This is a genomic window from Saccharibacillus sp. WB 17 (assembly GCF_008634075.2).
Lineage (GTDB): Bacteria > Bacillota > Bacilli > Paenibacillales > Paenibacillaceae > Saccharibacillus > Saccharibacillus brassicae.
Map to the genome: position 1 here is coordinate 24,657 of NZ_VPFK02000041.1, position 13,053 is coordinate 37,709.

At 62.6% G+C, this 13,053-nt stretch carries 13 protein-coding genes; 4 read left to right on the forward strand and 9 right to left on the reverse strand.

Features of this window, described 5'->3' with window-relative positions:
• Window positions 1–9: 9 nt before the first annotated feature.
• The 6 genes from FTE24_RS18330 to FTE24_RS18355 are packed head-to-tail and all read right to left on the reverse strand — an operon-like array spanning window position 10 to window position 4,938.
• Window positions 10–1,308, reverse strand: a complete 1,299-nt coding sequence (locus FTE24_RS18330) for a VWA domain-containing protein (RefSeq protein WP_150231023.1) — start codon at window positions 1,306–1,308, stop codon at window positions 10–12.
• Between the two features lie 45 nt (window positions 1,309–1,353).
• Window positions 1,354–1,539 carry a hypothetical protein gene (locus FTE24_RS18335; RefSeq protein ID WP_150231025.1) on the reverse strand — a complete coding sequence of 62 codons (186 nt, stop codon included), beginning with the start codon at window positions 1,537–1,539 and terminating at the stop codon, window positions 1,354–1,356.
• A gap of 14 nt (window positions 1,540–1,553) precedes the next feature.
• Window positions 1,554–2,144, reverse strand: coding sequence for an HAD-IA family hydrolase (locus tag FTE24_RS18340; RefSeq protein ID WP_150231027.1), 591 nt, complete (start codon window positions 2,142–2,144; stop codon window positions 1,554–1,556).
• Window positions 2,134–2,865 carry a DUF1361 domain-containing protein gene (locus FTE24_RS18345; RefSeq protein WP_141449297.1) on the reverse strand — a complete coding sequence of 244 codons (732 nt, stop codon included), beginning with the start codon at window positions 2,863–2,865 and terminating at the stop codon, window positions 2,134–2,136. The genes FTE24_RS18340 and FTE24_RS18345 overlap by 11 nt, the downstream gene beginning before the upstream one ends.
• A gap of 36 nt (window positions 2,866–2,901) precedes the next feature.
• Entirely contained in the window at window positions 2,902–3,909 is a 1,008-nt protein-coding gene (locus FTE24_RS18350; RefSeq protein WP_150232540.1) for an aldo/keto reductase, read from the reverse strand.
• A gap of 54 nt (window positions 3,910–3,963) precedes the next feature.
• A complete protein-coding gene (locus FTE24_RS18355; RefSeq protein WP_160441828.1) occupies window positions 3,964–4,938 on the reverse strand; it encodes an alpha/beta fold hydrolase in 975 nt (324 codons plus the stop codon).
• A gap of 265 nt (window positions 4,939–5,203) precedes the next feature.
• Here FTE24_RS18355 and FTE24_RS18360 point away from each other — a divergent pair, with 265 nt between their 5' ends.
• The 4 genes from FTE24_RS18360 (at window position 5,204) to FTE24_RS18375 (ending at window position 9,810) form a co-directional block, all read left to right on the forward strand.
• Window positions 5,204–7,534 carry an outer membrane protein assembly factor BamB family protein gene (locus tag FTE24_RS18360; RefSeq protein WP_150231032.1) on the forward strand — a complete coding sequence of 777 codons (2,331 nt, stop codon included), beginning with the start codon at window positions 5,204–5,206 and terminating at the stop codon, window positions 7,532–7,534.
• Window positions 7,535–7,627: 93 nt separating this feature from the next.
• Window positions 7,628–7,819: a hypothetical protein gene (locus tag FTE24_RS18365; protein WP_141449294.1), complete on the forward strand. Its 192-nt coding sequence runs from the start codon at window positions 7,628–7,630 to the stop codon at window positions 7,817–7,819.
• A gap of 163 nt (window positions 7,820–7,982) precedes the next feature.
• On the forward strand, window positions 7,983–8,423 hold the full coding sequence (locus FTE24_RS18370; RefSeq protein ID WP_150231035.1) for a hypothetical protein: 441 nt from the start codon (window positions 7,983–7,985) through the stop codon (window positions 8,421–8,423).
• 25 nt (window positions 8,424–8,448) lie between these two features.
• Window positions 8,449–9,810, forward strand: a complete 1,362-nt coding sequence (locus FTE24_RS18375) for a dipeptidase (RefSeq protein ID WP_150231037.1) — start codon at window positions 8,449–8,451, stop codon at window positions 9,808–9,810.
• A gap of 94 nt (window positions 9,811–9,904) precedes the next feature.
• On the opposite strand, the gene FTE24_RS18380 is transcribed toward FTE24_RS18375, so the two are convergent.
• From FTE24_RS18380 to FTE24_RS18390, 3 genes are all read right to left on the reverse strand, one after another.
• Entirely contained in the window at window positions 9,905–10,747 is an 843-nt protein-coding gene (locus FTE24_RS18380; protein ID WP_150231038.1) for a DegV family protein, read from the reverse strand.
• 163 nt (window positions 10,748–10,910) lie between these two features.
• Window positions 10,911–11,882, reverse strand: a complete 972-nt coding sequence (locus tag FTE24_RS18385; protein ID WP_150231040.1) for a DUF4261 domain-containing protein — start codon at window positions 11,880–11,882, stop codon at window positions 10,911–10,913.
• 21 nt (window positions 11,883–11,903) lie between these two features.
• Entirely contained in the window at window positions 11,904–12,791 is an 888-nt protein-coding gene (locus FTE24_RS18390) for a DUF1963 domain-containing protein (protein WP_150231042.1), read from the reverse strand.
• Between the last annotated feature and the right edge of the window lie 262 nt (window positions 12,792–13,053).

The following is a 13,053-nucleotide window of genomic DNA, read 5'->3' on the forward strand; positions in this document are numbered from 1 at the left end:
TTTGTAACTCTAGGTACCCGAGCCGTCGCGCAGGATGTTTTTGGACCGCGCTTCGTTCAGCCAGTCCGGAAACTCCTCGAACAGCCGGTCGTACAAGTCTTCGTCGCTGACCGTGTCGATATCGTCGAGCGCGAAAAATCCGGCGTTGTCCACCAATCGGCCGGGCAGGTCGTCCAGCTTCCGCAGCACGCCGTAATTCGATTCGCCCAGGCCAACGAACTGCCAGAAGATCGGATGCAGCGAGCTTTCGGTCAGCAGCCGGGAAATCTTCTTCGTCTCCGATACGCCGCCGTCACTGAAAAAGACGACGTAGACCGGCACAGCAGGATCTGATTCCTCGACCGTGAACTTGCGGATCACGTCCTCCATGACCGCCGGCTCGTTGTTGCGTCCGCCCGCTCCCTTGAACGGGTAGACCCGGTTCACGTAGCCTTCGTAATCGTCGGCCGACGCAGGCTGGGCCCGCACGAATTCCAGCGCGAACATCCACACGTCCAGCATTCCGTCATCGTCGAGACTGGCCGCGATCGCCAAAATCCGCTCGAACGCCCGCTGGACCGTGCCGTTTTTGTACAGCTTGTTCATCGAGCCCGACGCGTCGAACACGACCGCCACTTTCGCTTTTTGCCGCGAAATCCGTTTCTTTTCCAGCGTGACGGCGACCTTTTTCTTCAGCAGGTCGATCCGTCCGACCGGAGCCGCGGGTATCTCGGGAATGACCGGCGGCTCGGGCGGTACGGGCGGTGCGGATGATTTCGGCTCGGCGACTTCTTCCCCGGACGTTCCGCCTTCGACGTCGACGCCAAACGATTGCGCCAGCGGGCCGAGCCCGCCGTCGAATCCCCGGCCGATCGGGCGAAGCTTTACCGTATCTTTATACGCGTAAATTTCCGCCAGCACAAGAGCCGCTTCCTGCCCCGCGCCCGCAAGGGAGCAGGCGATCGTCCGCCCGGCGTATTCGACCGTCAGGGTGAATCCTTCCACCTGCGCGAACGTCCCTATCCCTTCCAAAGCGGCCGCGAACACGAACTTTTCGATTGTGCCGGCTTGAAGATCGGCCAGGTTCGCTTCAAACCTCGCGCCGCGTTCTTCGCTTGTCACCAACGCTACGCGCTCGCCCGCGCGGCCCGGCTGGTTGTAGAAAATAAAATCGTCGTCCGAGGCTACCCGGCCGCCGGGTCCCAGCAAAAAGCAGCTTGTATCGAGCGGCGAAGGCGAAGACGTCCAAGCAAGTTCGATCCGGGCGATGCCCGACGAGCCGAGCGGCGTATTCGCGCCCTGCACGAGTTGTTCCGGTTGTTGCGCCATGTCCCATTCCCCGTTTCCGCAGTTGAAATGTATGTACGCGCGCCGTCAGCGCAGCAGCATGTAGAGGCCGCCGGCGGCTATAAGCAGCGACAGCACGATTTGAATCCATTGGAAAGGCACGGATATGCCGGCCACTTTGGCTCTGACGGGCGAGCGTCCGCGGCTGAGCGTGCCGTGCAAAAACTTCAATCCGATCGCGAGCATCGCTATTCCCAGTATAAAATCGAACATCGTTCGGTCTCCTCCTAACGCAGCCGGCGGTCGATCTCTTCGATCCAGCGGCCGCCTTGGTCGGCCAAAATCGTCTCCCATCCGAGCCGGCGGGCGATCTCCAGATTGTCCGCCTTGTCGTCGACGAAGCAAATATCTCCCGTTCCGTTCAGCTTGGCCTCGGCCGCCCGGAACAGCCGGATATCCGGCTTGTGGAAGCCTTCTTCGCTTGAGACGGTGAAGCTTGCGATGCAGGTGCCGAGATCCGCGAACAGCGGCATGATCCAGGCGGCGACGTGATTGCTCAAAATATGCAGGTCGGCCCGGCGGCTCCAGCTTTCCAGGCGTTCCAGCGCCGGCAGCGGCACGAGCGCGCGCCGCAGCAGATCCCGCGCGTCTTCCGTGGCCACGCCGGGACAGGCTGCCCGCAGCCAGTCCCAGAACTGCGCTTCGCTCAGGCTGCCCTGCCACAGGCGAGAACCGAGTTCCTCCTTGTAGCGCAGACGCAGCTCGGCCCGATCGATCCCGCCCTGCCGCGCCAGATCGCTCCAGAATCCGTCGAGATTGCCCGCCAGCACGCCGCCTACGTCGAACACCAACTGCGGCCTGCCCGGCTCAGCGTTCATGCGGCGTCCCTCCCGGGTTCAGCTTCGTAAACAGAAACAGCACGATATAAGTTCCGCCCTGCAGCACGAGCAGCCCGCCGCCGAACAGCAGCAGATGGCGCACCCAGGCGGGATCGCCGAGCAGCTGATGCAGATCCTGCGCCAGCATCAGCGGATTCGACACGATATCCCAGCTGTTCCAGCGGATAAACCGGCCCATGTAGATGCCGAAGCTCGACAGCAGCAGCACCGCCGCGGCAAAAGCCCAGCCCGCGAGCGTACCCAGCGAGCGCGATACCAGCCGGTGGACCGAGTACAACGAAGCGCCGGCGATCAGCAGGCCGAGCAGCGCCGCCAGCAGCATCGGCAGCAGATGGTGCCAGAAGCCGATGTCTTCCCAGAAGCGCTGCCGCGGATCGAAGCGGTATTCGCGGAACACGTGCAGCAGGTCGGTCAGCAGATAAGCGGCGTTCGGGTAAAAGAACAACCACAGCAGCCCCGTCCCGGCCAGCAGCAGCGAGCGGACGACGCCGCTTCGGCGCACGAACAGCAGATCGAGCCCGACCGCCGCGGCGGCCGGAATCCAGGCCAACGCAAAGTTCCAGACCATGAAGCGGTACGGCAGATGCCCCTCGGCGCTGCGGATATCGAGCAGTACGGCCAGGTCCAGCAGCGTAAGCAGCAGCAGGACCGACCATAGAATCAGTTTGGACGGATATTGCAGCGATCTCAAATCGGGCATCGCCGATCTCTCCTTCCGTTCGGCCGCGGCGAACAATCAGTCTCCGCGCGCCGTCATGTACAGCCGGTACCAATCGTCCCGGCTCATGCGCGCCGCCTGCACTTCCGCGTCCGCGCACGCTTTGATCCGCTCCGGATTCATCGTGCCGATTACGGGCTGGATCAGGGCCGGATGCTTCATCAGCCAGCCGAGCACGACCGCTTCCGGCGTCGTGCCGTGCTCGTCCGCCATGCGCCGCACCATTTCCGCCGTTTTGCGGACCGGTTCCGGTTCGCCGCTCACGTCGCGGCCGGTGAACTTGCCCTGGGCGAGCGGGCCCCACGCCTGAAGCTGGATCTGCTCGGTCCGGCTGAATTCCATCAAGCCTTCCGAGAAATGCACGTCCGCGCCGCGGGTCTGGTTGACGCGCACCGTCTCTTCGACGAAATCGAGCCGGCCGAGTCCCATTTCTAGCTGATTGACGACGAGCCGGTCGCTCAATGCTCGTTCGATGAAGCGAATCTGCGAAACGTTCATGTTCGAGACGCCGAAATAGCGTACTTTGCCGGAAGCTTTAAGCCGGGCGAACGCTTCGGCGATCTCTTCCGGTTCCATCAGCGGATCGGGACGGTGCAGCAGCAGCACGTCGAGGTAATCGGTCCCGAGCCGCTGGAGCGAGCCGTCTACCGAAGCGAGAATATGGTCGCGCGAGAAATCGAAACGCGAAGGCAGCTCCTCGTCTTCCAGGCCGATGCCGCATTTCGATTGCAGCACGATCTGTTCGCGCAGTCCGCTTCCGGATTTGAGAATGCGGCCGAACGCTTCTTCGGACTTGCCGCGCGTATAGATATCGGCATGGTCGAACATGTTGATCCCGATCGACAGCGCCGCTTCGACGGCTGCTTCGGACAGCTTGACACGTTCTTCCGTCAGCGGCGAATGATCCCATTCCCCGCCGAACGGCATGCAGCCAAGCACGAGCCGGCTGGCCGGAATGCCTCTCGCATTCAGCGGTATCGCTTTCGCTTTGTTCACCTTGTCCGTCGTATTCGCTTTGTCCGTCATGGTCGTATGGTTCGCATCGTTCGTCATCGTTGTTCCTCCTTCGGCCGCAGCCGTTTATGGTTGAATTTCGATATTCCGCGGACCGGAATGCCCGGATTGCGCCCCGTCCGCTCCGGCCCGCGTCTGATCCAGCAGCCGCTTCAAGATGCCGATCACCGTACCCGGCTTGTCTACCTGCACGTGGTGCCCGCTGCCGCCCGCTTCGATCAGGCGGCCGGACTCCGACAAATCCTTCATCTTCACCGCCGTATCGTACAGCGTCCGTTCGACTTCCTGCCGCACGGTGCGCTTCGGCGAATCCGGCGGCCGGTAGATGCCGGCTTTGACGACGGCGAGCGGCAGCCGCACGAACTGCGAGCCGGGCACGCTGCCCGTCTCGCCGACGAAGCAGTCGTATTCGCTCTCGGCCGCCGCCAGGCTGTCCGCGCCGAATACGCGCGCCCACATCGCTTCGCGCGACCGCTCGGGCAGCTTGGCGACGAACTTGCCGAAGCCGGGAATCCAGCGCTTGCGCGCGAGCAGCGGCAGCAGGCCGATCCGGGCCGCGTATTTGGCCAGGCCGTACAGCCGGACGCTGAGCCGCTGCCGCTTGAGATACGGAATCGGAAACGCGCCGCGGATCTCGTCTTCGTGCGAAGCGTCGATCAGCACGAGCGCCGCCACGTCTTCGGGATAACGCTCCGTGTACAGGCGGGCATAGAAACCGCCGAGCGAATGGCCGACCAGAATGAAAGGCCGTGCGATGCGCAGCCGCTCGACGAGCATGCGCAGATCTTCCACGCAGCGGTCGCTCGTGCGCGGCAGCGGCCCGGGATCGCTGAATCCGTAGCCCGCCCGGTCGTAGACCAGCGTCTGCGTAAGCTTGGCGATCTCGGGATAGACGAGCGCCCATACTTCCGACGAGACGCCGCAGCCGTGTTCGAACACGACGGGCGGATAGTCTCCCGCCGTGCCCGACAGCACGAAATGCAGCCCGTCGGCTTTTTGTCCCGCGGGAAGGGGCGAACTCCGTTTGATCTTGTGTGCCATCGCCTCTCCCTCCCACCGCCAAAAAGGGAACGTATTCCCTTCCGGCCTTTTTGATTTTTCCATTATACTACGCTTGAACGCAAACGACGAATAGGCGCCTGACGCGGCGTCTCCCGCGAGCGCTCTGCGCGCTTGCGCCGCGCAGCCTCCTTTTTTTGCCGGTTCATGAACTTTTTTGCGCTGCGAAGCGTCTAAAACGATAAAAGGCGTCTAATTTAAGAAAGAGAGCATTCCAACGTTCAAGCATTCGGGGAGGTCGTACATAGTGAAACGTTCGTCCATACAGAAGCCGCTCGAAGCGGCACTTACAAATAAACAAAATCGCCCGGCCGCGAAACCGTCCGGGGCTGCCAAAGCCCGGATCGGCGCCGCGCTGTGCCTGCCGCTCCTGCTGCTGCCCGCAGCGGTCGGTCCCGCTTACGCGGCCGCGCCGACCGCCGAGGAGCAGCGGCTTCCGGCAGCCGGAGAGACGATCACGCTGCAGCAGTCCGCGCCTTATTACGCAGCGCCGCCGATCGCGGGCGACCGTGCTTCGCTCGGCGTCAGCTACTACGAACAGCCCGGCGCGAAGCTCACCGTGACCGGCCGCCGCGGCGAACTGCTGCAGGTCGTCACGCCGCTCGGGCAAACCGCGTACGTGCCGCTGGGCTACGCAGGCGGCGCGGCGGCTTCGGCGGAAGACTCCGCTCCGGTTCTGCTGCGCCTCAAGCCGGACGCCGAGCTGCGCCTGTTCCCGGGCGGCCAGCAGACCTGGCCGGCTTCGCTTGCTCCGTCGGGCGCCGTATCGGCGGTACGCCTCGGCGATGGGTACGGCCTGTCGCTGCCGGCCGAACCGGGCTACGCCGACGGCGCGGTCGTCCGTCCGGCGCTGCTGTGGGTCGACGGCGCCGGCGTCGCGAGCGCGCAGCCGCTATTATCCGGCGTGCTTGCGGCCGGTTCCGAAGTGCCCGCGGATCTGGCGCGCAGCCTGACGGAGACGGCCCTGCAGCCCGGCATGCCGCAGCAGCGGGTGCGGCAGCTGCTCGGCGAACCGTATTCGCGCACGCCGCTTCCCCATGTCCGGCCTCTGTCCGGACCGCCGGAAAGTGCAGAGCGCGGCACGCTGTGGCGGTACGAGAACGAGTCCGAGCAGCTGACCGTCTCGTTCGACGAAGCCGGCACGCTGCTCGGCTGGGACCGTATCCTGCCGAAGTCCGACGCCGCGCAGGCGCAGATCCGCTCCGCCCAGCCGCCGTACGCGTTCAAGTACGATTTCCGCAATCTGCCGCTCGCGCGCTCGATTTCGCCCGAACCGCTCTGGCGGTCGCAGTCGCCGCTCGACGTCCAATCGCTGGCGGCCGCCTCAGACGGCGTGCTGCTCGTGCACGGCAGCCAGGGCGGCCCGGCGACTGGCGGCGCCCTTGCGGCGGGCACGCTGACCGCGCTGGACCGGGCAAACGGCGAGAGACTGTGGCAGCGAAGCGCCGGTGGAGGTCTGCCGGCCGTCGTGCCGGGCGCGGACGGCCGTTCGGTCCTTGCGCTGAACGAAGCCGATCCGCAGTCGGATGCCCCGGCGACGCTGCGCAGCCTTAGGCTGAGCGACGGAGCGGTGCGCTGGAGCCGCGAAGCTCCCGGCGGCGGCGCTTCGGCGCGCGTATTCGCGGCCGGCACTTCCGCCCTGCTCGGCACGCAGCCGGGCCAGGCCGGCAAAGGCACGCTGACCGCGATCGCCGAGCGCTCCGGCGAGGTGCGCTGGACCAAGACGTTCGCCGATCCGTATGCCGTGCTCAACGCCGGTTCCGGCGATCCGTACGTGCTGATCCGGCAGGGCAGCTGGATCCAGGCGCTCGACCCGGTCAGCGGCCGGCCGGTCTGGAGCCTCAAGACCGGCAAGCGCGAACAGCCGCCCGGCGGGGACGCTCGGTCGGAGTCGTTCGATCCGGAAGAGCTTGACCCGCAGGAAGCGGGCGGCGATCTCTTTGCGCGGACCGACGGGACGCGCTGGGTGACGTTCGGCGGCGAGCGGGTTCGGCTCAATACGGCGAACGGCGACATCGTCGGCCGCTATCCGCTTCGAAGCGGCGAGCGGGCCGACCCGCTCGAAGACGGGAATGTGCTGATCCGGCGCGCTGTCGATACGGCGGATTACGACTCAGGCTCGCTGTTCGAGTCGGTGCTCTACGATACGCGGGCCCAGCGCGAAATTTGGTCCGTGCCGGGCCGCGCTTCGCGTCCCCTGCTCGTCGAAGAGCGCCTGTACGTGCTGCTGAACGGCGTGCCGGCGGCGCTGTCCGTCGAAGACGGACAACCGCTCTGGAAGACGCAGACCGCGGACTACGCGCTGACCGGCCTGCAGGACTTCGCGCAGGCGGGAAGCTTCGTTCCGGTCGGCCCGCATCTGCTGCTGCCTTACGGCCCGGACCTGCTCGCTTTCGACGCGGCCGACGGCAGGCTGCGCGCCCGGATCGACGGCTTTTTCGCCGCCTGCGCGGACGGTGGATCGACGCCGCCGGAAGGGCTGCTGAACGCGGACGGCGGAGCGATTTACGCCGGTTCGACGAACGGTTCGTTCACGGCCTGGGACGCCGAACAAATAAAGGCGCTTTTGGAACCATAAATTTAATCCTGCACTCATCTTTTTCCGTGCGGGAGGCGTATAATAACTACAAGACCTACCGCACCTCACCCCAAATTTCGAGGAGGGACCGTTATGACAGGCAGACCGAACAATGCTTTGTGGATGACCGAGTTTTTACTCAGTCCGGACCCCGTCAAAGAGCAGCGCATCCGAGAAGTCGAACGGGAGGATAATCCGGAGTTGATGAACAGCATTCTTTTCCATCTTTCGCTGCGCAACCAGGTTTATCTGCTGCGCAGACGAAGCGGACGCAGAATCGGATAATCTCCGACTGCGCAGCCGATCGCCTGCCGCGGGAACGTTTCAACACGCTTCCGATTTTCCGGACCTGTCCCTGTGGACAGGTCCTTTTTCATTCTTTTTGCGGGAGGACCGGGGTATGGCGTATACTGAATAACGGAATCGAATTCCGAGGAGGAACAAATAGATGAATGCAGCACAGAAAAAAGCGTTAGGCATTACCGGAGGCATCGTAGCCGTCATCGCGATCGTCGCCATCGTCATTTTCCTCGTCTATACCCGTTCGAATCCCCAGGCGAATCCGTTCGAGCTTCAGATGGGACATACGCTGAGCAGCGACGGGACCGCCATCACGGACAACGGCACTTCGTTCAGCCGCACCAAACCGATCTACGCGATCGCGGATTACCCCGATACCGGCGTGACGAAGGACCATACGGCGATCCTCGCCGTCATCTCCGAGAGCACCGGGCAGGTCATCCAGCAGCAGCAGGTGGAAGAAGACGAATCCACGCAGCAGATCAAAATGGAACTGGATAACGCCAACTGGGAACCGGGCATTTACGAACTGACTTTCGCGCGCAGCGGAACGATGGTCGGCACGATCAATTTCTCGCTGCACCAGTAGACACACAAGGAGGATTTTCCAACCGATGAACCCGTACACGACTTATTTCGAACGTCATCGCGAGCAGCATCTCGCCGAATTGAAGGAATGGCTGTCCATTCCGAGCATCTCCGCCCTGTCCGAACACAAGGAAGACGTCCGCCGCGCCGCCGAATGGCTCAAGGACGCGCTGACGGCAGCCGGACTCGAACACGTCAAGCTGAACGAGACCGACGGGCATCCGATTCTGACCGCCGACCATCTGCATGCCGAAGGCGCACCGACGCTGCTCATCTACGGCCATTACGACGTGCAGCCGGTCGATCCGCTGAACCTGTGGGAGACGCCTCCGTTTGAACCGAGCGAACGCGACGGCAAGCTGTACGCGCGCGGCGCAACCGACGACAAAGGCCAGGTGTTCCTGCACGTCAAAGCGCTGGAAGCGATTCTGAAGCAGGAAGGTCGCCTTCCGGTCAACGTCAAGCTGTGCATCGAAGGCGAAGAAGAAATTTCGAGTCCGAACCTGGTCCAATTCCTTGACGACAACGCCCAGGATCTTGCGGCCGACGCCGTGCTGATCTCGGACACTTCGCTGCTCGAACGCGGCAAGCCCGCTATCAGCACCGGCCTGCGCGGATTGTGCTCGATCGAAGTGTCGCTGAACACGGCGAATACCGACCTGCACTCCGGTTCGTTCGGCGGCGGCGTACCGAACGCGCTGCACGCGATCGTCAGCCTGCTGAACTCGCTGCACGACGAGCAGACGGGCCGCGTCCTGGTCGACGGCTTCTACGACGGCGTCCTGCCGCTGACCGAAGAGATGCGCGGCGAGCTGTCCAAAATGGATTACGACGAAGAGAAGTTGAAAGCCGATCTCGGCCTCGACACCCTGTTCGGCGAACAAGGGTATTCCTTCCTCGAACGTACCGGCGTCCGGCCAACGCTTGAGCTGAACGGCGTCTACGGCGGCTTCCAGGGCGAAGGCACCAAGACGGTCATTCCGAAGGAAGCGCATGCCAAAATCACGTGCCGCCTCGTCGCGAACCAGGACCCGCACGACGTGCTGGCCAAGATCGAACGCCATCTGCACGAACATACGCCGGCAGGCGCCAAGTTGACGCTCGTGCCGGGCGAGACCGCGTTTGCGTTCAATATCGATCCGTCCCATCCTTTCCTGCAAAAAGCGGCCGACGCCTACGAAACGGTCTACGGCGTACGCGCTTTGTTCACGAAGGACGGCGGCTCCATCCCGATCATCGAAGCGTTCTCCCGCGTGCTGAACGCGCCGGTCGTGCTGATGGGCTTCGGCCTGCCGGACGAAAACCTGCATGCGCCGAACGAACACTTCAACCTCGAAAACTTCGACAAAGGGCTGCTCACGCTCGTCCAATATTTGAAAACGGTCTGATCGACGCCGCTGCCAAGCGCCGGACCGCCGGAATAACCAAAAAGCCGTTCCCCCCGGGGGAACGGCTTTTGGTTTTGGAAATCTTCCTTCGAGGCTACTCGTAATAATACATAAAGCCGATTGCGCCGGGTCCCGTATGCGTGCTGATTACGGGCGTCGTGTAATCGATCTCGATTTGCGTATATCCGGTCAGTTCGTGGATTTTGGCTTTAAGGCTCTCCGCCAGCTTGCTGCCTTCCGCATGAACAAGACCGACGCCTTTGATCGTCCGTCCCTTCACGTCTTCGGCAAATTCGCGGGCCAGATGCTTCACGACCTGGGCGTGGCTGCGCGGGTTCGACTCCGGCGTGTAGACGCCGTCTTTGAGCATGCCGATCGGCTTGATATGCAGCAGCGATCCGATCAGCGCTTTGCCCCGGCCGATCCGGCCGCCTTTGACGAGGTTCTCCAGCGTGTCGACGACGACGTACAGCCGGGTCGCTTCGCGCACTTCGTCCAGCCGCGCCACAATCTCGTCCATGCTCCGTCCTTCCGCCGCCATATTGGCCGCTTCGACGACCTGGAAAGCCAGTCCTCTTGAAATATATTTCGAATCGATCACGGTTACGTTCGTATCGGTCATCTCCGACGCCATTTCGGCCGAACGCACCGTGCCGCTCATGCCTCCGGTCATATGGATCGAGATTACGTCGTACCCTTCCGCGCCGAGGCGGTCATACAGTTCGACGAACGTTCCGGGAGCCGGCTGCGAGCTTTTCGGCAGTTCGGCGGCATGGATCATTTTCTGGATAAACGTCTCCGGGGTAATGTCTACCCGGTCCGTATAATTCTGTCCGTCGATGGTAAAAGAGAGCGGGACCATTTCTACTCCGTATTCCGCCAATACCTGATCGCTCAGATCAACGGTCGAATCCGTAACCACTTTGATTTTGCGCATGCGTCACTCTCCTGTATCCGATCAGCCGACACCCGGCCTCCGTCAAACCGCGCGGAAGACATGTTCGTCCAAGCTGTCTTCTTCAGTATACAGGCCGTACATACCATACACAAATTCGAAACAGTTATGCAAGATTTTACTTATTAAAATTTTGACTTATTAGCTATTCCCGGATCGGCGCTTTATGCCGACCGGCATAATACGGGCTGCCCGGATCGACGTCCAGCACGAGGCGATGCGGGCCCGCCAGCGCATATTGGTGCTCGCAGCGCCAGCGAACGTCTTCGGTCGGCCCGAACGTCTCGCCGTCCTTGATCACGTCGCCGCTGTTGAACAGATAATACCCGAGATTCGTCACCTGCTGCGCCACCTCGTTCGGTTCCAGATCGAAGAAATGGCACTGCACGTCGGGAACGCCGAGAGCGGCCAGCCCGACCGTGTCCATCAGCCTTTCGCTGCGGCCGCTGTCCGTTCCTTCCACATTGAAGAACCGTACGTTCATCGCCCCGTACAAAATGCCGCCCGCTTCGATCGCCGTCAAGTAATCGCCCGGCTCCAGCAGCTTGTCGCTTTCCCGGAAATAGACGGCGTCACACGGAGCGGTCTCCAGCAGCGCCCGGAGCGCCCCGGTCAGCAGCCGCAGCCGCTGCGCGGGCTCAAGGCCCGACGCCATCATGTCGATCAGACGCACGGAATGCCTACATTCCGCCACGACTTCGCCCGCTTCCGGCCAATGCCACGCCTGCTGAACGGCCGTTTCGTACGCCGACGCCGGACGATTCTGCGTCGGCATCAGCGACGTCTGCGCCGGCATTTCGCCGTCGGCGAACATGACCGGATAATTCAGATGGAAAAAGTGCAGCATGTCCGTCTCCGCTTCGTTCGAAGGCTCCCAGACGACCAGACGGTCTGCCTGCTTTTGCTTTTCCGGCTGTTCGACCGTACCGGTGTAGAGCTGCATTTTCTCGTACAGCCGTTTGCGCGAAAAATTCGGCTTTTCCTTGTATTTCAATTCAATCGTGTAGACGCGCGCGAAGCCGAAATCCTGCTCGGCCGCAAGCATGCCTTCCGTTTGCGGATCGAGTTCTTCGCGCTGCGTATCTTCGCGTTCCGTGTCTTCGCGTTCCGTCGTCATGGCGAGCCCCTCCTTCTGGGTCTAGCTGGAATAGAACGAACAGGTCGTCCGGTCGAACCGGCCGGCCAGCAAATCTTCCGCGCGGATAAAATAGTGCAGCACCCCGGCATCTCCCCACATGAAGCCGACGTCCGAATCGGAATCGATCTCCGCCAGCATGACGATGCCGGCGATTTCCCGCAGCGCCCGCTCCCGGTCGCCGTCAAACGCCCGCGTCAGGCGGTCGATCGCTTCTTCCGGATAATAGGTCGATTCGCAGCCGAACAATTCCAGCGCGGCCCGGTATTCATCGTCGCCGTGCTGCCCTTCGGCATAGCCGAACATTTTCGCGACCGCGGCAGGTTCGCCTGCGTGCAGGGCAAAGCCCAGGTCTTCGTACTCTTCCCATCCGTGCTCCTCGTCTTCCGTCGCTTCTTCGTCGACATAGGCGTAGCCCGGCAGGTCCAGCGATGCCCGGGCGACGAGGCGGCGCGGCTTGAACGGTCCGCCGTACTCGTCATGGGCGGTCGGCCCCGGCGGCGACTGCCGCGCGGCTCCCTGCATCTGCTCCGGCGCTGCGTGCAGCACCCGGTGCTCGACCGTCAGATCGTAATCCCCGGCGAAAAAGAACAGCGTGCCCCGCTCCGGCATACGCCGCTCGGGGTCCAATCCCTGCACGTCGTCAAGCTTCAGCTGCATGACGAACGTCAGCGGCACGCCGGACGCACCGAGCGGCCACTGCGTGCCGGCCGGAAGATCCGGTTCGCCGCCCGCGCGCGAACCGCCGATCTCCGGATCGCTGCCGGGCGCCGCTCCGCTCCAGAGAATCGTCTGCTTGGCATTGGCGAGCAAATACGGCTCGGCATGCGCAAAATCGCATTCCCGGATCGCTTTCTCCAGACGCTTGCGGTTGTCGTCGCTCAAACTCATGGCGTTCCCCCGCTTTCTTGTTTGGTTAAGCGTTAAGCGTTGTGCTTGTAAGCGTTAGGCTTGGGCTTCTTTTCCAGTATACCGAGCCAAGCGGCAAAATTCTATTTTCGCGGACTTTACCTATACTTTGCGTGTATCGGGGGCAGACTTCGCAAGCGTAGAGATATTCATCCGCTGCGCCGCTGCGCCGAACTGACGCGTTTCCTTTCCCCCTTGCTTGCGAACTGGTAAGATAAAAAGGTTGTGTTTACCTGTAAAGGAG